Genomic DNA, 19,316 nt, shown 5'->3' on the forward strand with positions numbered 1-19,316 from the left:
GTCTGTTACTCCACTCAGCGGTAAACCGGAAAATCCGCACACAGTGCCGACACGCTCCTGGCCACGTCGGCCTCGACATCGGCATCGCCCAGGTGGTCGAGGATGTCGCAGATCCAGCCGGCCAGCTCCGTGCACTGGGCCACCTTGAAGCCACGGCTGGTGACGGCCGGGGTGCCGATGCGCAGGCCCGAGGTGACGAACGGCGACTGTGGGTCGTTGGGCACGGCGTTCTTGTTGACGGTGATGTGGGCGCGTCCCAGGGCGGCATCGGCGTCCTTGCCGGTCAGGCCCTGGCGGATCAGGCTGACCAGGAACAGGTGGTTGTCGGTGCCACCGGACACCACGTCGAAACCACGCTCGATGAACACCGCAGCCATCGCCCGGGCGTTGTCGATCACCTGTTGCTGGTAGGCCTTGAAGCCGGGCTCCAGGGCCTCCTTGAAGCACACCGCCTTGGCCGCGATCACATGCATCAGCGGGCCGCCCTGCCCGCCGGGGAACACCGCGGCGTTGAGTTTCTTTTCCAGCGCTTCGTTGGCCCTGGCCAGGATCAGCCCGCCACGCGGGCCACGCAGGGTCTTGTGGGTGGTGGTGGTGACCACGTCGGCATAGGGCAGCGGGTTGGGATACAGGCCCGCCGCGACCAGCCCGGCGACGTGGGCCATGTCGACGAACAGGTAGGCGTTGACCTTGTCGGCGATCTGGCGAAAGCGTGGGAAATCGAGGGTTTTGCTGTAGGCCGAAAACCCGGCAATGATCATCTTCGGCTGGTGCTCGACGGCCAGGCGCTCGACCTCGTCGTAGTCGATCAGGCCGGTGCGGGTGTCGATGCCGTATTGCACGGCGTTGTACAGCTTGCCGCTGAAACTGACCTTGGCACCGTGGGTGAGGTGGCCGCCGTGGGCCAGGCTCATGCCCAGCACGGTGTCGCCGGCCTGCAGCAGGGCCAGGTACACCGCGGCGTTGGCCTGGCTGCCGGAGTGCGGCTGGACGTTGGCATAGTCGGCGCCGAACAGCTGCCTGGCACGATCGATGGCCAGTTGCTCGACCTTGTCCACGTGCTCGCAGCCGCCGTAGTAGCGCTTGCCCGGGTAGCCTTCGGCGTACTTGTTGGTCAGGCCGCTGCCCTGGGCCTGCATCACGCGCTTGCTGGTGTAGTTTTCCGAGGCGATCAGTTCGATGTGGTCTTCCTGGCGCTGTTCCTCGGCGTTGATCGCCGCCAGCAGTGCATCGTCGTAACCCTGGATCTGGTCGTGCTTGGTGAACATCGCATCTCTCCCGGCAGTGGCATGGACAGCGCCCTTTGGCTGCGATGGTAGGGCTGGCGCGGGCCGTCCAGATGCCTGCGCACGCCACGCAAAGGTGCGTTTACGACATGGGCCTTGTAGTCGGCGATTTGATAGTTGGTTTAGAGTGCTTGCCTGCGTCGACCACAGGACAGTGCAATGACAGAAAAAAGCCAGCAATTTGCCAGCGACAACTATTCCGGCATCTGCCCCGAAGCCTGGGCGGCGATGGACAAGGCCAACCAGGGCCACGAACGCGCCTACGGCGACGACCAGTGGACCGCCAAGGCCTCCGACCACTTTCGCAAACTGTTCGAGACCGACTGCGAGGTGTTCTTCGCCTTCAACGGCACCGCCGCCAACTCCCTGGCCCTGTCGTCCCTGTGCCAGAGCTACCACAGCGTGATCTGCTCCGAGACCGCCCACGTCGAGACCGACGAATGCGGCGCGCCGGAGTTCTTCTCCAACGGCTCCAAGCTGCTCACCGCCCGCAGCGAAAACGGCAAGCTCACGCCGGAGTCCATCCGCGAAGTGGCGCTCAAGCGCCAGGACATCCACTACCCCAAGCCACGCGTGGTAACCATCACCCAGGCCACCGAAGTGGGCAGCGTGTATCGGCCCGAAGAGCTCAAGGCGATCAGCGCCACCTGCAAGGAGCTGGGCCTGAACCTGCACATGGACGGCGCGCGCTTCAGCAATGCCTGCGCGTTCCTGGGCTGCTCGCCGGCCGAACTGACCTGGAAGGCCGGCATCGACGTGCTGTGCTTTGGCGGCACCAAGAACGGCATGGCGGTGGGCGAGGCGATCCTGTTCTTCAACCGCAAGCTGGCCGAAGACTTCGACTACCGCTGCAAGCAGGCCGGGCAACTGGCGTCGAAGATGCGCTTTCTGTCGGCGCCGTGGGTAGGGTTGCTCGAAGACGGTGCGTGGCTGCGCCATGCGCAGCACGCCAACCACTGCGCGCAGTTGCTCAGCGGGCTGGTGGCGGACATCCCGGCGGTGCAGTTGATGTTCCCGGTAGAAGCCAACGGGGTGTTTCTGCAGATGCCGGAGCCGGCACTGGAAGCGCTGCGCGCCAAGGGCTGGCGGTTCTACACCTTCATCGGCAGCGGCGGCGCACGGTTCATGTGCTCGTGGGACACCGACGAGGCACGGGTGCGCGAGCTGGCGGCGGATATTCGTGCAGTAACGCTGGGTCGCTGATGGCCCCTTCGCCGGCAAGGCCGGCCCCTACAGACACCGCCAACCTGTAGGAGCCGGCCTTGCCGGCGAAGCAATCACCCTGATCTAGAGCCTGAACCCACCCATCTGCCGCGCCAGGTCATCAGCCAGCCCGCGCAACGCCTGGCAATCCACCCGACACGCCTCCACCTGCGCCACCGTCTGGCGCGCCAGGTCGGAAATCCCCTGCACGTTGCGGTTGATCTCCTCGGTCACTGCCGACTGCTCCTCGGTGGCAGTGGCCACCTGCAGGTTCATGTCGGTGATGTGCTCCACCTGCCCGGTAATGGTGGTCAACGACGCTCCGGTCTGCTGGCTCGACGCCACGCCGGTGCCGGTCGCCGCCTGCCCCGCCTGCATCGACGCCACCGCGCTGCCCGCCCCCTGCTTGAGGCGCTGGATCATCTGCTGCACCTCGTCGGTGGACACCTGGGTTCGCTGGGCCAGGGTACGTACCTCGTCGGCCACCACAGCGAAGCCACGGCCCATCTCCCCGGCCCGCGCCGCCTCGATCGCCGCGTTCAACGCCAGCAGGTTGGTCTGCTCGGAAATGCTGCGGATCACCGCCAGCACCTCGTCGATGGACGCCACCTCCTGTGCCAGTTGGCCAACCGCACTGGCCGCCACGCCGATCTCGCCCGACATGCCTTCGATGTGCGCAATCGAGCGCTGCACCACCTCGCGCGCCTGCAACGCTTCGGTGCGCGCGGTCTGCGAGGCGTGCGCGGCCTGGCCGGCATTCTGCGCGATGTCCTGCACGGTGAGGCCCATCTGGTGCACGGCAGTGGCCACCATCTCGGTCATCTCCTGCTGGCGATGGGAGCGCGCGGCGGTGTCCTCCACCACCGCGCTCACCTGCCCCACGGCGCTGCGCAGGTGCTCGGTGGTGCGCAGCACCTCGCCGATCAGGTCGCGCTGGCTGTCCAGAAAACGGTTGAAACCCCGGGCCAGGTCGCCCAGTTCATCGGCCCGCGACTCGTCCAGGCGCTGGGTCAGGTCGCCACCGCCCTGGGCAATCGCGGTCAGCGCACCGGTCACCCGGCGCAGCGGGCGCACGATGCCGCGCGCCAGCCATACCACCAGCAGCAGCGACAGCAACGCCACCGCCGCGCCGATCAGGCTGGTGAGCCACACGGCCTGGTTCACCTGGGCGTAGATCTGCGCCTCGGGCACCTCGGCCACCAGGGTCCAGTTCAGGTCGCGCAGCGGCAGGCTCAGGGCCAGGTAGGTCTCGCCATCGCGCTCGAAGCGGCTCTGCTGCAGGCCCTCGTGCGGGGTCAACGCACGCTGGGCGGCGCCTTCGCCGATCTGCTCGGCCAACTGGCGCTTGCCGCTGAACTCGGACTGCGGGTGCACCTGGATCAGTCCATCGCCGCGCACCAGGAACACCCGGCCGCGCTCACCGAAACTGAAGTCGTGGATCAGTTGGGACAACTCGGTCATGCGCAGGCCCAGCCCGGCAATGCCCACCAGCTGGCCGGCTTTTTCCACCCGAAAGTCGATGAACAGCGCCAGGTCGCCACTGCTGATGTCCGTGTCGATATTGAGCAGGCGCGGCTTGCCACTGTCGATGAACCCGAAGAACCACGAGTCCTTCGGGTTGTCGCGGCTCAAGGTGCGGTCCAGCCCGCCCTGGTTGTAGTAGTGATTGCTGCGCGTGGCGGCGAACAGCGCGGTGAACGCCTGGTTGTGCACACGCACCGACTCCAGGTACTCGACGAACGCACCGGCCTGTTCGGGGGGCTCCCCCGCTGCCAGCCAGTCGCGCAACAGGGTGTTGTTGGCAATGTCGGCCGCCGCCGTCAGAGGCCGGCCCAACATGCGCTCGATATCGTTGCGCATGGCCTCGATGCTCGCCGGCAGCGCCGTCTCCACCAGGTAGCGCTCGGTCAGTCGATTGACCGCCACGGTGTAGATACCAACCACGATCAGAATGCTCGCCACCAGGGCCGCGCCCATGCTTGCGATCAATTGCCACTGGATACTGCGCCGCCAGAACTGCATGAATTTCCCCTGAGTTAAACCAGCCGTGTACCGCGAACACCAGGCCAATTGTATACAACAGAAAATACAATGCTAGCAGTCAGCCACACTCGGGCCGCTCACTGCCCCCAGGGGTCAGTGAGCCAGCACAGTAAAGAGGGAATGCACGCGAGGGGGAAATCAGCTGTTGCCGATTGTCCGGGCAATGACGTCGACCGTGGCGCTGACTTGCTCTTGATAACGGTCGAGGGCTTCCTGATGTGCCTGTTGCAGTTCGATCTGCTGCGAGCACAGGTTCAGGGCGGCCAGCACCAGCAACTTGTCGCCGATCAGCGACGGGTACTTGCGCTTGGTATCGGCCAGGGAGGCCTTGAGCATCTGCACCGCCTGCGCCAGGGTCTGCTCCTGACCTTCAGGGGCCTTGATCGAATAGTCATTGCCCATTATCGACACGACATTGATCGACTGCGCGGTGGTCTTCATGCGGTAACGGCGCCGCCACCGGCACGTTCAACCAGCGCCTGGATACGCGCGGCGGTTGCACCTTGCTTCTCTTCCTGCTCCATCAGGCTCAGTTGCAGGCTTTCGTTCTCGTCCTTGGCCTGGGCCAGTTCGTCGCTCAGCTGCGCGTTGCGCTCGGCCAGGTCGAGGTTCTTCTGCACCAGGTCGTTGACCAGTTGCTCCAGTTGACTCAGGGATGTTTCCAGCATGATTGCGTTCTCACGGTTTTTCAGGGGGCGCACACGATAAAGAAATCTCACCGCACTCGCCAGGGATATCGGGGCCAGAGCCTCGACCGGGTGCAGATTGACCCGTCGATCGGCAACCGGTTCCAGCGCTTGGTCGGATGCCGGGGTGAAAAAAATGACCGGTGGTTCACATTTAGTTACATGCCCCCTCAAGTCTGCCCTGCTTTGACCGATAGGCAATAAGAGTTGCCCCACGACGCATGGACCGCGCGCATTCCTATTCCCTGCCGGATAAAACCATGTCATTACGTAACATGAACATCGCCCCGCGCGCACTTCTGGGGTTTTCGCTGATCGGCGCCCTGATGCTTGCATTGGGCATCTTTGCCCTCAACCAGATGGGGCAGATACGCAAGGCCGGCGAAGCCATCGAACAGATCAGCGTGCCCAGCATCACCAACCTCGACCAGCTCACCCAACTCACCCTGCGCCTGCGCACGTTGTCCTACCGCCTGCTGCTCAACCGCGAAGCCGCCACCCTGCAGGACACCGTGCAACTGCTGGCCAAGCGCAATGCCCAGATCGACGAAGCGCGCCGGGCCTACGAGCCACTGATCGAAGGCGACGAGGAACGGGGCGCGTACAACCAGTACGTGCAGCTGCTCAACCAGTACCGCCAGCTCGAAAACCGCATGGTAAGCCTGTCGCAGGCCGGTGATGTGGAAGCACTGCGCAGCCTGATCAACCACGACCTGCTCGACAACTCCGAGCAGATCAGCGCAGTCACCGATCGCCTGGTCAAGATCAACACCGATCAGACCCGTGTGACCAACCAGACCGCCGCCACGCAATACGACACGGCCTTCACCCTGGTGATCGTGCTGCTGGTGGCCGCCACCGCACTGACCCTGCTGTGCGCGCTGCTGCTCACCCGCAGCATCGTCAAGCCGATCGACGAAGCGCTGCAGGCGGCCGAGCTGATCGCCGATGGCAACCTGACCAAACCGATCAACACCACCGGTACCGACGAAGCGGCGCGCCTGCTGCACGCCATGGGCAAGATGCAGCACAAGCTGCGCGACACCCTGCAGCAGATTGCCGGCTCCGCCACCCAGCTGGCCTCGGCGGCCGAAGAGCTGAATGCAGTCACCGACGAAAGCGCACGCGGCCTGCAGCAGCAGAACAACGAGATCCAGCAGGCCGCCACTGCCGTCACCGAGATGACCAGCGCGGTGGAAGAAGTGGCACGCAACGCGGTGAGCACATCCGAGGCGTCCAAGCAGGCCACCCGCTCGGCCGGCGACGGTCGCGACCTGGTCATGGAGACCGTCAGCGCCATCGAGCGCATGAGTGCCGACGTGCAGGGTACTGCCGAGCTTATCGGCAACCTGGCCGGCGAGTCGCGTGACATCGGCAAGGTGCTCGATGTGATCCGCGGCCTGGCCGACCAGACCAACCTGCTGGCCCTCAACGCCGCCATCGAGGCGGCGCGTGCCGGTGAAGCCGGGCGCGGCTTCGCCGTGGTCGCCGACGAAGTGCGCGCTCTGGCCCACCGGACCCAGCAGTCGACCAGCGAAATCGAGCGCATGATCGGCAGCATCCAGGGCGGTACCGAACAGGCGGTGAACTCGATGCGCCACAGCACCGAACGCGCCGAGTCGACCCTGAGCATCGCCCGCGGCGCCGGCCTGTCGCTGGAGACCATCACCACCGCGGTGGCCGAAATCAACGAACGCAACCTGGTGATCGCCAGCGCCGCCGAAGAGCAGGCCCAGGTGGCCCGCGAAGTGGACCGCAACCTGGTGAACATCAACGACCTGTCGGTGCAGTCGGCCACCGGGGCGCACCAGACCAGCGCCGCGAGTGCCGAACTGTCTCGCCTGGCGGTGGGCCTGAACGGCCTGGTCGCACGCTTCAGCGTGTAGGTCGCCACCGGGCCCCGGCGCAGTGCGCGCCGGGCGCCCGGTTTTTTTCGATCGGCCCCCGCTCGCCGTCGAAAACACTATCTCGTCAGACTTATCTAAAGTTGCTCACAAACTATTCCTAATATTAAGTAGGAATATTCACTGCACTTTAACTTCGGCATAAAAAACCTCACGCCGCACGATAACTTTTCGCAATAACCTCCCCGCATTGCAGACTGGCATAAATACCAGTTTACAAATCAGAATGGCTCTACATCGGACATTACAGACACTTTCAGGCAAGTACCTGCGCGCTCGCTGAAAGTGTGTCGTTGTTCCGTTAGTTGCAGCTTCATCTAACCTCATCAGCATTGAAACTTTCGCCCGAATGCCTGGGAACGCCATGAACAATGCGGCACCTGCACCTGAAACGTCAGGCCTGAAGATAGAAACCCGTACCATCCACCCGGTGCCCCTCGACGAGCGTCACGGCAAGGCCTGGCACCTTGGCCCCTTCTGGTTCACCGGCAACTTCGTACTCACCACCATGGTCACCGGCTTCGTCGGGCCCGCCCTGGGTCTGGCCGCCTGGCAGGCGGTGCTGGCGATCCTGCTCGGGGTGGCCCTGGGCACCCTGTGCATGGCCCTGCATGCCAACCAGGGCCCGCGCCTTGGCCTGCCACAGATGATCCAGTCCCGTGCCCAGTTCGGCCTGCGAGGCGCCGTGCTGCCGTTCATGGCGGTGGTGTGCGTGTACATCGGCTTCAACGTGTTCAACGTGATCCTGGCCACCGATGCGCTGACCACTGTGCTGCCGGGCAGCGATGCCTTCTGGTACGCACTGCTGATCGCGGTGGCCGTGGTGATCGCCGTGGTCGGGCACGACCTGCTGCACACCGTGCAGCGCTGGCTCACCTACCTGCTGATCGGCGTGTTCGGCCTGCTCACCCTGGCAGCGCTGCTGTTGCTGGAGGCCGACACCGTTCAGCGCCAGCTGCAGTTTTCCTGGTCGGGCTTTCTCATCCAGCTGTCGGCCGCCGCCGGCTACCAGATCAGCTACTCGGTGTATGTCTCGGACTACTCGCGCTACCTGCCGCCCAGCACCTCGGCGCGCAAGGTGGTGCTGTGGACCTATCTGGGCGCCGCGGGCTCTGCGGTGTGGCTGATGTCGCTGGGCGCGCTGGTAGCCTCGGCAGTGGTGGCGCCCGAAGCCATCAGCAGCCTGCAACACCTGGGCAACCGCTTCCTGCCCGGCTTCGGCACCTTCGCGATCCTGATGGCGGTGCCGGCGCTGGTGGGCATCATGGCCGTCAACTGCTACGGCGCGCTGCTGACCGGCATCAGCGCGATCACCGCGTTTCGCCCGCTGGCGCCGGGGCTGGCCGGACGCGCCCTGGGCCTGGGCGGCATTGGCGCGCTGGTGTACCTCACCGCCATCGCGTTGCCCGACAGCTACCTCGACAGCTTCAACCTGTTCCTGCAACTGATGCTGTATGTACTGGTGCCCTGGAGCGCAATCAACCTCACCGACTACTACCTGTTGCGCAAAGGCAACTACGTGATCCCGGCCATGTTCGACCCGGCGGGCGAATACGGCCAGTGGGCCTGGCCCGGCATCCTGGCCTACCTGGGGGGGCTGCTGGCGATGCTGCCCTTCGTGTCGCTGGCCGGCGTGCAAGGGCCGGTGGCGGTGGCGTTGTCCGGCGCCGACCTGGCCTTCGTTCCCGGCTTCATCGTTTCGGCCCTGCTGTACTGGCTCCTGATGCGCCACCTGCCCGGCATCCCGCCGCCCCCGGTCGCCGAGCGCAAGGCGCCGCAGCCATGACCCCATCCCCGCAAACCGTGCGTGTCGGGTGCTACCAGTTGGCGCCCACCATTGCCAATCCAAGCTACAACCTCGACCGTACCCGGGTGGCCATCGCCGAGGCCGCCGAGCGCGGCGCGCAACTGCTGGTACTGCCCGAGCTGGCGCAGAGCGGCTACGCGTTCTACGACCGCGAAGAGGCCCACGCGCTGTCCGAGCCCCGTGACGGGCCGACCCTCGAGGCCTGGGCCCGGCAGGCCGCCAAGTACCAGATCATCGTGGTGGGCGGCTTCTGCGAGCGCCTGCCCGACGGCCAGGTGGCCAACAGCTCGGTGCTGATCGAGCCCGACGGCCGACGCACCTTCTACCGCAAGGCCCACCTGTGGGACCGCGAAACGCAGATCTTCACCCCCGGCAGCGAGCCGCCGCCGGTGGTGGACACCCACCTTGGGCGCATCGGCATGATGATCTGCTACGACCTGGAGTTTCCCGAATGGGTGCGCCTGGCGGCGCTGCGCGGTGCCCAGCTGCTGTGCGCACCGGTGAACTGGCCGGACACCTCCCGGCCCGGCTTCCAGCGCCCGGCCGAGGTCATCCGGGTTCAGGCCAGCGCCTCGGTCAACCGGCTGTTCGTCATTGCCTGCGACCGCTGTGGCGAGGAGCGCGGGGTTGGCTGGGTGGGCGGCTCGACCCTCACCGATGCCGACGGCTATGTGCTCAAGGGCGGCAAGCGTGTCGGCAAGAAGCAGCTGCTGCTGGCCGACATCAGGCTGGGCCAGGCACTGGACAAGCAGATCAGCGACCACAACCACGTGCTGGCCGACCGGCGCCCTGCGCTGTACCACGAGCTGCTGCGCGACTAGAACTCGATGCGCACGTCACCACGCGGCACGCTGCAGCACGACAGGATATAGCCTTCGGCCTCGTCGTCCTCGGTGATGCCGCCGTTGTGCTCCATGTCCACCTCGCCACCCAGCTTGAGCACCTTGCAGGTGCCGCAGATACCCATGCCGCAGGCCTTGGGGATCATCAGCCCGAGCTTGGCGGCTGCCGCATGCACCGTCTCGCCCGGCGCCACGCGGATGCTCTTGCCGCTGGCGGTGAACTCCACCTGGTGCTGGTCGGCCACGTCCACTTCGGCGGCCTCGGCGGCCTGCTCGGCGTTCTCTACCGCATCGGCCTTGGCCTCGGGCGGCGTGGCGCCGAACGACTCCTCATGGTAGCGCTGCATGTCATAGCCGCTGGCTTCGAGCATGCGCTTGACCGCGTTCATGTAGGGCGTGGGCCCGCAGCAGAAGATCTCGCGTTCCAGGTAATCGGGCGCGATCAGCTCCATCAGCTTCTGGTTCAGGTAGCCGCGATAACCGGCCCATGCCTCGCCCAGGCCATGCTTCTCGCAGATGATGTGCAGGCTGAAGTTGTCGATCCGCGAGGCCATGTGCTCCAGCTCGCGGTGGTAGATGATGTCCTTGGGCGAACGCGCGCTGTGCACGAACACCATGTCGACATTGGCATTGGTGTCATAGAACCAGCGCGCCATGGACATCACCGGGGTGATGCCCACCCCGCCGCTCAGGTACAGCACCCTGGGGCTGGGGAAGTCCATCGCGTTGAACAACCCCACCGGCCCGTGCACGGCCAGCTCCTGGCCTTCATGCAGGGTGTCGTGCAGCCAGTTGGAAACCTTGCCGCCGGGTACGCGCTTGATGGTCACCGAAAAGCTGTAGGGCACCGAGGGCGAGCTGGAGATGGTGTACGAGCGCATGATCGGCTGACCGTCGATTTCCAGCTCCAGGGTCACGAACTGCCCGGGCTTGAAGAAGAACAGGATCGGCTGGTCGGCCATGAAGCAGAAGGTGCGCACATCCCAGGTTTCCTGAATGACCTTGACGCAGCGCACGGTATGCCGGCCGTTGGCCCAGGTCTGAGTGGTCACCGGGTTGAGGAAGTTGTTCGACATGCTCGTCTCCGCGGCCGATCGGGGCCTGTTATGGCGACGATGATGCGCAAGGTGCAGGCGGCGCACATTCCTGTTCGCGACATCGGCGTACTTATCGCGACCAGCCCCCGCCCACAAGGGCTCGCGCGTCGGAAACGGATCTGGCCATGTCGCCCATGGGCATGGTTGCCGGCGCGGGCGAACGCACACTCCATCGCACATCAACCTGCTGTCTGAGCCCTGCGTCGCCACACGAACGATTAGCCACTTTCGCGGCCCGCACGGGCCATGAGGACCTGAACGATGGACGTCACCGCAACCTTGAGCCTGGGCGACCCACTGGACGCTGCACGCAAGGCCACCGCCGACATGCTGCAGACCCGCGAGCGCACCTTCTCGCTGCCGCAACCCTTCTACACCGATGAGCGGCTGTTCCAGATCGACATGCAGGAGATTTTCCACAAGGAATGGCTGATTGCAGGCATGACCTGCGAGATCCCGGCCAAGGGCAACTACCTGACCCTGCAGATCGGCAAGAACCCGATCATCGTGATCCGCGGTGCCGAGGGCAAGGTGCATGCCTTCCACAACGTGTGCCGCCACCGTGGCTCGCGCCTGTGTACCAGCGACAAGGGCAAGGTGGCCAAGCTGGTGTGCCACTACCACCAGTGGACCTACGAGCTGGACGGGCGGCTGCTGTTCGCCGGCACCGAGATGGGCGACGACTTCGACATGCAGCAGTACGGTCTCAAGCCGGTGAACGTGAAGACCGCCGGTGGCTACATCTTCGTCAGCCTGGCCGACAACCCGCCGGCCATCGATGACTTCCTCACCACCCTGGCCCATTACATGGAGCCCTACGACATGGAGAACACCAAGGTGGCGGTGCAGACCACCCTGATGGAAAAGGCCAACTGGAAGCTGGTGCTGGAGAACAATCGCGAGTGCTACCACTGCAACGCCTCGCACCCGGAGCTGCTCAAGACCCTGCTCGAATGGGACGACGTCACCGACCCGCGCGCCGACCAGGCGTTCAAGGATCACGTGGCGGCCAGCGCTGCGGCGTGGGACGCGGAGAAGATCCCCTATGCGCATGCCAGCTTCGGCCTGCGCAACCGTATCGTGCGCATGCCCCTGCTCAAGGGCACGCTGTCGATGACCCTGGACGGCAAGCTGGGCTGCCAGAAACTGATGGGGCGCATCCAGAACCCCGACCTGGGCTCGATGCGCATCCTGCACCTGCCGCATTCGTGGAACCACTGCATGGGTGATCACATCATCGTGTTCACGGTATGGCCGATCAGTGCCCAGGAGAGCATGGTCACCACCAAGTGGCTGGTGCACAAGGATGCGGTTGAGGACGTGGACTACGACCCGGCACGCATGCGCCAGGTGTGGGACGCGACCAACGACCAGGACCGGCGCCTGGCCGAAGAGAACCAGCGCGGCATCAACTCGACGGCGTACCAGCCGGGGCCGTATTCGAAAACCTACGAGTTTGGCGTGGTGAATTTCGTGGACTGGTACAGCGAGCGGATGCTGAGCAACCTGGGCGCGGCGCCGGCGCCGTATCTCAAAGGTGTGGCGGCGCAGTAATACTGGGGCCGCTTTGCGGCCCATCGCGGGTCAAGCCCGCTCCCACAAGGGCCGCGTAGATCTTGTGGGAGCGGGCTTGGCCCGCGATGAGGCCGGTGCCAACTGTACAAATTTTGAACAACACCCGCAAACCCCAGCCCCTACTGCCCCATACCTACTCCACCAACACTTTATCCACAGCCACACCCACAGCAATTGTGGGCAACCCTTGTGGAAAACTTCCGCCCAGCGCCCTTCAATCCACAGCGTGCAATAGATCAAAAAGTGATCAAACCTCTGTAAGCCTTTGAATACGTGCCCCCCAGCACTGCACGAACACCTTATCCACAAAGCCGCCAACAGACTTTGTGTGCAAGTATCCCTCTTTGCAAAACCCATGTGGATAAACCGCCGAAACCCCCGATTTTCGCTGCCGCGTGAGTATTTCGCGGTGGATTGACGAGGTTTTGTGCGTTTTTTGATCAAATAGCTGAACACCTTTAACCACGTGGCCTGCAGCCATGTCCGAACAGATTATCCACAGAGCCGCCAACAAGGATTGTGAGCAAAACTGCCGTCTCGCTGAACGACGGGCATGAAAAAACCGCGAAAAATTCGCGGCGTGCATTGATCACTATTTGAACAATAGCCTGCAGGCCACGTATTACGTGGCCTGCAGCCATAGGCAAACACTTTATCCACAGAACCGCCAACAGACTTTGTGCACAACCCTTCAGCGCAGCACACCCTCCTCCACCAACAGCTTCAGGATCGCCTCGGCGCCTTCGCTCGGGGTCACGCCCTTGAGTACCTGTCCACCGCCGCCACTGGCCTTCGCCGTGGCGGCTTTCATGCGGTCGGCACCGCTCTTGGCCTTGATTACCTTGAGGCGTTTGGGCCGGGGTCTGGCCGGCTGCAATACAGCATCTGTGAATAACTCGTCCTCCACCACCGCCACCTCATGGGCCGCCAACAGCCCGCGTTGCGCCGGCCCATAGGCGCTCTGGCGCGGCACCGGCGCGGCGTTATCCACAGTGGCGAGCATCGGCAGGCGCACGCTCAGGCGGCGCCGCTGCCCCCGTGGCAGGGCCTGCAGCACCTGGGCCACGCCATTGTGGATGGATTCCACCTGCGCCAGCCCCACCACCAGCGGCCAACCCAGGCGCTCGGCCAGCAGAAACGGCAGCATGCCCGAGCCTTCGCCGGTTTCGGCCTGGCTGCCGCTCAGCACCAACTGCGCCCCCGCCTCGCGCAGGTAGTCACCGAGCACGCCCAGCACATCGGCGCCTGCGGGCTGCTGCAACACGTCCAGCTGCGCCAGCCCCATGCCCAGGTACGCGCGCAGCGCAGGCTCGTGCGGGTCGCCGGCATGCAGCACCTGCAGGTTATCCCCAGCCAGTTGCAACCCCAGTTCCACAGCCCGCGCATCCTGTTCGGCGCGGCGCATGCGCCCCGAGGTGGGGTGGGCGCCGATCGAGACCAGGCTGATGACCTTGGTGTTCATGAATGCCCCCTCAGGCCGCATCGCGCCGGGCGCTGTTGCGATAGTTGTCCACAGCCTCGATCAGCGCCTGCAAAATCGCCGCGCTGTCGCCGATGACCGCCAGGTCGGCACGCTTGATCATGTCGCAGCCGGGGTCCAGGTTGATCGCCACCACTTTGTCGCAGGCACCGATGCCCTGCAGATGCTGGATCGCCCCGGAGATACCCACAGCCACATACACCCGCGCCGTGACCCAGGTACCGGTGGCCCCCACCTGGCGATTGCGCGGCATGAAGCCATCGTCCACCGCCACCCGCGAGGCCCCTTCGGTGGCCCCCAGCGCGGCGGTGGCCCTGTGGAAAAGTGCCCAGTCCTTGACCCCGTTGCCGCCCGACAGGATGAATTCGGCCTCGGCCATGGCGATGGTGGCCGGGTCCACCGGCACCGGTCCGAGGTCTTCGATACGCGCCAGGCTGCGCGCCGCGCCTGTGGACAACTCCACCGGCAGGGCTTCATGGCGGGTTTCGCTGACCGGCTCCGCACATTCGGCCGCCGCCAGGATCAGGCGCGCCAGCCCGCGTACCAGGTCCTGCTGGCCAGCCCCGGCGCGCCCGCTGCACAGCCCGTCCTTGACCTGCCACACTCGCGTGGCCGGGCGCTCGCCCAGCGCCGCGGCAAGGCGCCGGCCCAGCTCGCCGCCACCGCTGCGGCTGTCGGGCAGCAGCCAGTGGCGCGGGTTGAACTGGTTATCCACAGCCCGCAGGCCTTGCACCCGCTGCTCCGGTGCATAACCTGCGAACGCGTCACCGTCGATCTGCAGCAGGCGGTCGACGCCGAACGTGCCGAAGGCGGTTTCCTTGTGCTCGCCAAACACCACTGCCAGCACCGCGCCGTCGCTGCCGGCCAGGCCGTGGGCCAGCCCGAGCACATCCCGGTCGTGGCTGCTCAGGCGCCCGCCGACCATGTCCGGCACCACCACGATGTAGAACGCCGGCAACGGCACCTGATGCAGCGGCACCAGCACCTCGGCGGCGGCGCTGCGCTTGCTCGTAGCGCCCTGGCTGGCGCCGCTGCGATCGATGCGCTTGATCCCATTGGGGCCGATGAAACCCACCGCATGCGGGTTCTTGCGCAGCACGCCATTGGGCCCCATCCACTGCGTCTGTTGGGCCTGCATGGCTGCGTGCAGCGGGTGCAGACGGTTGCGTGCAATCCACTCGGCACGCGGGTCACGCCGGATGATGTCGCTCATGGGTCCACCTGCGCAGGTTCTGGTTGGCTTGCTACCGGCGTGCTGGCAACCGTCGCTTCACGCAGCGCGTCGGCCACCAGCTCGGCCAGGTCCTTGATCTGCGGGCGTGGTTCGACCACGCCTTCGAGCATCGCGGTGCACTGCGGGCAGCCCACGGCCACCACCTCGGCGGCGGTCTCGCGGATGTCCTGCATGCGCATGTCGGGAATGCGCTGCTTGCCCGGAATGTCGGTGATCGGCGCACCGCCACCGCCGCCGCAGCAACGCGAGCGAAAGCCGGAGCGCGCCATCTCGCGCACCTCGATGCCCAGCGCACGCAGCACCTGGCGCGGCGCCTCGTACTCGCCGTTGTAGCGGCCCAGGTAGCACGGGTCGTGATAGGTCACGCTGGCGCCCTTGTGCGGCGCCAGGTCGAGGCGGCCGGCGGCGATCAACTCGGCGATGAAGCTGCTGTGATGCTGCACCTGGTAGTGCCCGCCCAGCGCGCCGTATTCGTTCTTCAGTACATGGAAGCTGTGCGGGTCGCAGGTGACGATGCGCGTGAAGCGGTACTGCGCCAGGGTCCGGATATTGCGCCGGGCCAGTTGCTGGAAGGTGGCCTCGTCGCCCAGCCGGCGGGCCACGTCGCCGCTGTCGCGTTCCTCCAGGCCAAGCACGGCAAAGCCTACATTGGCCGCCCTGAGCACCTTGACGAAGGCGCGCAGGGTGCGCTGGTTGCGCATGTCGAAGGCGCCGTCACCCACCCACAACAGCACGTCGGTGCCGTGCACCTCGCCCAGCACCTCGAGGTCGAGGTCGGCGGCCCAGTTCATGCGCCCGCCCGGGGCGAAGCCGCCGGGGTTGTCGGTGGCGATCAGGTTGTCCAGCACCTCGGCGCCCTTGTTCGGCGTGGCGCCTTTTTCCAGGGTCAGGTGGCGACGCATGTCGACGATCGCATCCACGTGCTCGATCATCATCGGGCACTCTTCCACGCACGCCCGACAGGTGGTGCACGACCACAGCGTGTCGGCATCCACCAGGCCGTCGACGATCGGCTGGTGCGGGTTGCCGCCGTGTTCGCCGAGCGGTTTGCCGGGGTACGGGCTGCCGGCAAACTTCGCATCGGTGCCACCCGCCAGGCCCACCACCATGTCCTGGATGAGTTTTTTCGGGTTCAGTGGCTGGCCGGCGGCGAACGCCGGGCACGCGGCCTCGCATTTGCCGCATTGCACGCAGGCGTCGAAGCCAAGCAACTGGTTCCAGGTGAAGTCCCTGGGTTTTTCCACACCCAGCGGTGCGCTCGGGTCTTGCAGATCCAGCGGCTTGAGCCCGGTGGAGCGTCCGCCGCCGAAGCGTTCGGCGCGCCGGTGCCAGGCCAGGTGCAGGGCACCGGCGAAGGCGTGCTTCATCGGCCCGCCCCAGGTCATGCCGAAGAACAGCTCGCTCACACCCCACAGCACGCCCAGCCCGAGCAAGGCCACCAGCACCCAGCCACCGGTACCTTCGGGCAGGATGCCGGCTACCGGCAGAGTGGCGATGAAGAAGCTGGCGGAAAACACCAGCAGGCTTTTCGGCAGGCGCATCCAGGGGCCTCTGGACAGGCGCGCGGGCGGGTTCAGCCGGCGCCTGTAGACGAACAGCGCACCGCCGAACATCAAGGCGGTGGCCACCAGCAGGGCGTAGCCGAGGAGGCGGTTGTGCAGGCCGAAACCGTGCACCAGGATCGCCAGTACGGCGGCCAGCACGAAGCCGCCGGCGGTGGCGACGTGGGTGTTGGCCATGTACCTGTCGCGGGCAACCACGTGGTGCAGGTCGACCATGTACCGGCGTGGCATGGCCAGCAGGCCCTTGAGCAGCTCGACCCGCGATGGCCGGCCTTGGCGCCACATCCGCACGCGCCGCAGCGCGCCGAGCACGGCCAGGCCGAGGGCGGCAAACAGCAGCAGGGGTAGCAGGGTGTTCAACATGGGAAGCTCCCACACTCGATATGATCGGTTGCACACACTGTGGGAGCGGGCTTGACCCGCGATGGCGGCACGCCTGACACACCGCAGTGCTTGCATCGCGGGTCAAGCCCGCTCCCACAAAAAGCCCGAGCGACCGGGACAATCGGTTCACAGAGCGATCAGAAATCCTTGCACAGGCGCAAGGCGTCGTAGATCGCCGCATGGGTGTTGCGCTGCGCCACGCAATCGCCGATCCGGTACAGCAGGTACCCCTCCCCCGGCTGGCTCAATATCGGCTGCGGCTCAATCGCGAACAGCGCCTCCACATCGATCTGGCCCTTGTTGCGCGAGCCCTCCTTGAGTGCGTAGTACAGGGTCTCGTCGGGGCGCACACCGTTCTCGATCACCACCTGGTCGACCACCCGCTCCTCCCGTGCCCCGGTGTATTCGTTCTCCAGCACTGCCACCAACTTGTCGCCCTCGCGGTAGACCTTCTCCAGCATCAGGTCGCCGGTCATGATCACTTCCTTGGGGTACAGGCTGCGGTAGTAGGTGGGGAACGAGGTGCCGCCAATCGCCACTCCCGGCTTGATGTCGTCGGTGACGATCTCCACCTGGCTGCCCTTGTCGGCCAGAAAATCCGCCACCGACATGCCGGTGAATTCGCAGATGGTGTCGTACACCAGCGCGGTCTTGCCCGGCGCCACCGTGCCGTCGAGCACGTCCCAGCTGCTGACCACCAGGCCCTCGGCCGCGCCCCAGTGCTCGTTCTGCTCGATGAACGGGTGCCCGCCCACCGCCAGCACCACCACGTCGGGGCGCAGGTCCATGAGGGTGTCGACGTCCGCCGCCGTACCCAGGCGCAGGTCGACCTTCAGCCGCGCCAGCTCCAGCTGGTACCAGCGCGTGATGCCGGCGATCTGGTCGCGTTGCGGAGCCTTGGCGGCGATGCTGATCTGCCCGCCGATCGCCTCCTTCTTCTCGAACAGGGTCACGTCATGCCCACGCTCGGCCGCCACCCGCGCCGCCTCCATGCCGGCCGGGCCGGCACCGACCACCACCACCTTGCGTCTGGGGCCGGTGGATTTCTCGATGATGTGCGGCACGCCCATGTATTCCCGCGAAGTGGCGGCGTTCTGGATGCACAGCACGTCCAGGCCCTGGTACTGGCGGTCGATGCAGTAGTTGGCGCCCACGCACTGCTTGATCTGGTCGATCTGGCCCATCTTGATCTTGGCGATCAGGTGCGGGTCGGCGATGTGCGCGCGGGTCATGCCGACCATGTCCACGTAGCCGCCCTCCAGAATGCGCGTGGCCTGGTTGGGGTCCTTGATGTTCTGCGCGTGCATCACCGGCACGCTCACCACCTCCTTGATGCCCGCCGCCAGGTGCAGGAACGGCTCGGGCGGGAAGCTCATGTTGGGGATCACGTTGGCCAGGGTGTTGTGGGTGTCGCAGCCCGAGCCGATCACGCCGAAGAAGTCCAGCATGCCGGTAGCGTCGTAGTACCTGGCGATTTCCTTCATGTCCTCGTGGCTGAGGCCATCGGGGTGGAACTCGTCGCCGCAGATGCGCATGCCCACGCAGAAGTCGGGGCCGACTTCCTCGCGCACCGCCTTGAGCACTTCCAGGCCGAAGCGCATGCGGTTCTCGAAGCTGCCGCCCCATTCATCGGTGCGCTTGTTGACCCGCGGGCTCCAGAACTGGTCGATCATGTGCTGGTGCACTGCCGACAGTTCCACCCCGTCCAGCCCGCCTTCCTTTGCGCGGCGCGCGGCCTGCGCGTAGTTGTCGATCACGCGCCAGATCTCCTCCGGCTCGATGGTCTTGCAGGTGGCGCGGTGCACCGGTTCGCGGATGCCCGAGGGCGACATCAGGGTCGGCCAGTGATAGCCGTCCCAGCGCGAGCGCCGGCCCATGTGGGTAATCTGGATCATGATCTTGGCGCCGTGCTTGTGCATGGCGTCGGCCAGGTTCTGGAAGTGCGGGATGATGCGGTCGGTGGCCAGGTTGACCGAGGCCCACCACTGCTGCGGGCTGTCGATGGCCACTACCGACGAACCACCGCAGATGGCCAGGCCGATACCGCCTTTGGCCTTCTCTTCGTAGTACTTCACGTAGCGCTCGGTGGTCATGCCGCCGTCGGTGGCGTACACCTCGGCGTGTGCGGTGCTCAGTACCCGGTTGCGGATGGTCAGCTTGCCGATCTGCAGCGGCTGGAACATTGCTTCGAAAGCCATGGCGGGTTCCTCGAC

The 19,316-nt window shown here is 65.5% G+C and carries 14 protein-coding genes and 1 pseudogene; 5 read left to right on the top strand and 10 right to left on the bottom strand.

What is annotated here, in order from left to right; genetic code table 11:
- Positions 1-14: 14 nt before the first annotated feature.
- Positions 15-1,268 (bottom strand): serine hydroxymethyltransferase, encoded by a 1,254-nt coding sequence (gene glyA / locus KH389_RS25075; RefSeq protein ID WP_213606443.1) that lies wholly within the window; start codon positions 1,266-1,268, stop codon positions 15-17.
- Between the two features lie 177 nt (positions 1,269-1,445).
- Here glyA and KH389_RS25080 point away from each other — a divergent pair, with 177 nt between their 5' ends.
- Complete coding sequence (locus KH389_RS25080) at positions 1,446-2,489, top strand: threonine aldolase family protein (protein ID WP_213606444.1); 1,044 nt, start codon at positions 1,446-1,448, stop codon at positions 2,487-2,489.
- A gap of 84 nt (positions 2,490-2,573) precedes the next feature.
- On the opposite strand, the gene KH389_RS27885 is transcribed toward KH389_RS25080, so the two are convergent.
- The 4 genes and pseudogenes from KH389_RS27885 to KH389_RS25095 form a co-directional block, all read right to left on the bottom strand.
- On the bottom strand, positions 2,574-3,311 hold the full coding sequence (locus KH389_RS27885; RefSeq protein ID WP_370409087.1) for a methyl-accepting chemotaxis protein: 738 nt from the start codon (positions 3,309-3,311) through the stop codon (positions 2,574-2,576).
- A 171-nt stretch (positions 3,312-3,482) separates the two neighbouring features.
- Positions 3,483-4,511: pseudogene (locus KH389_RS27890) on the bottom strand (cache domain-containing protein); the annotation flags it as partial.
- Positions 4,512-4,670: 159 nt separating this feature from the next.
- The gene (locus KH389_RS25090) at positions 4,671-4,973 is read right to left on the bottom strand and encodes a cell division protein ZapA (RefSeq protein ID WP_043863631.1); all 303 of its coding nucleotides are present in this window, start codon (positions 4,971-4,973) and stop codon (positions 4,671-4,673) included.
- On the bottom strand, positions 4,970-5,200 hold the full coding sequence (locus KH389_RS25095) for a hypothetical protein (protein WP_043863630.1): 231 nt from the start codon (positions 5,198-5,200) through the stop codon (positions 4,970-4,972). Before KH389_RS25095 ends, KH389_RS25090 begins: the two co-directional genes overlap by 4 nt.
- A 278-nt stretch (positions 5,201-5,478) precedes the next feature.
- Between KH389_RS25095 and KH389_RS25100 the strand changes: the two genes are divergently transcribed.
- From KH389_RS25100 to KH389_RS25110, 3 genes are all read left to right on the top strand, one after another.
- Positions 5,479-7,104, top strand: coding sequence for a methyl-accepting chemotaxis protein (locus tag KH389_RS25100; RefSeq protein WP_043863629.1), 1,626 nt, complete (start codon positions 5,479-5,481; stop codon positions 7,102-7,104).
- A 382-nt stretch (positions 7,105-7,486) separates the two neighbouring features.
- Entirely contained in the window at positions 7,487-8,908 is a 1,422-nt protein-coding gene (locus tag KH389_RS25105) for a purine-cytosine permease family protein (RefSeq protein WP_244988661.1), read from the top strand.
- The gene (locus KH389_RS25110; RefSeq protein WP_078480831.1) at positions 8,905-9,750 is read left to right on the top strand and encodes a nitrilase-related carbon-nitrogen hydrolase; all 846 of its coding nucleotides are present in this window, start codon (positions 8,905-8,907) and stop codon (positions 9,748-9,750) included. The genes KH389_RS25105 and KH389_RS25110 overlap by 4 nt, the downstream gene beginning before the upstream one ends.
- Here KH389_RS25110 and gbcB read toward each other — a convergent pair.
- Positions 9,747-10,847, bottom strand: coding sequence for a glycine-betaine demethylase subunit GbcB (gene gbcB, locus KH389_RS25115; protein WP_043863626.1), 1,101 nt, complete (start codon positions 10,845-10,847; stop codon positions 9,747-9,749). The genes KH389_RS25110 and gbcB overlap by 4 nt on opposite strands.
- Before the next feature lie 282 nt (positions 10,848-11,129).
- On the opposite strand from gbcB, the gene gbcA reads away from it, so the two are divergent.
- On the top strand, positions 11,130-12,422 hold the full coding sequence (gbcA, locus tag KH389_RS25120) for a glycine-betaine demethylase subunit GbcA (RefSeq protein WP_104572846.1): 1,293 nt from the start codon (positions 11,130-11,132) through the stop codon (positions 12,420-12,422).
- 712 nt (positions 12,423-13,134) lie between these two features.
- Here gbcA and etfB read toward each other — a convergent pair.
- The 4 genes from etfB to dgcA form a co-directional block, all read right to left on the bottom strand.
- Positions 13,135-13,905, bottom strand: a complete 771-nt coding sequence (etfB, locus tag KH389_RS25125; RefSeq protein WP_043860354.1) for an electron transfer flavoprotein subunit beta — start codon at positions 13,903-13,905, stop codon at positions 13,135-13,137.
- Between the two features lie 10 nt (positions 13,906-13,915).
- Positions 13,916-15,136 carry an electron transfer flavoprotein subunit alpha gene (gene etfA / locus KH389_RS25130; RefSeq protein WP_043860355.1) on the bottom strand — a complete coding sequence of 407 codons (1,221 nt, stop codon included), beginning with the start codon at positions 15,134-15,136 and terminating at the stop codon, positions 13,916-13,918.
- The gene (gene dgcB, locus KH389_RS25135; RefSeq protein WP_043860356.1) at positions 15,133-17,082 is read right to left on the bottom strand and encodes a dimethylglycine demethylation protein DgcB; all 1,950 of its coding nucleotides are present in this window, start codon (positions 17,080-17,082) and stop codon (positions 15,133-15,135) included. Before dgcB ends, etfA begins: the two co-directional genes overlap by 4 nt.
- 158 nt (positions 17,083-17,240) lie before the next feature.
- Positions 17,241-19,301 carry a dimethylglycine demethylation protein DgcA gene (gene dgcA, locus KH389_RS25140; protein ID WP_213606447.1) on the bottom strand — a complete coding sequence of 687 codons (2,061 nt, stop codon included), beginning with the start codon at positions 19,299-19,301 and terminating at the stop codon, positions 17,241-17,243.
- Between the last annotated feature and the right edge of the window lie 15 nt (positions 19,302-19,316).

Source organism: Pseudomonas qingdaonensis, from assembly GCF_018398475.1.
GTDB classification, from domain to species: Bacteria; Pseudomonadota; Gammaproteobacteria; order Pseudomonadales; family Pseudomonadaceae; genus Aquipseudomonas; species Aquipseudomonas palmensis.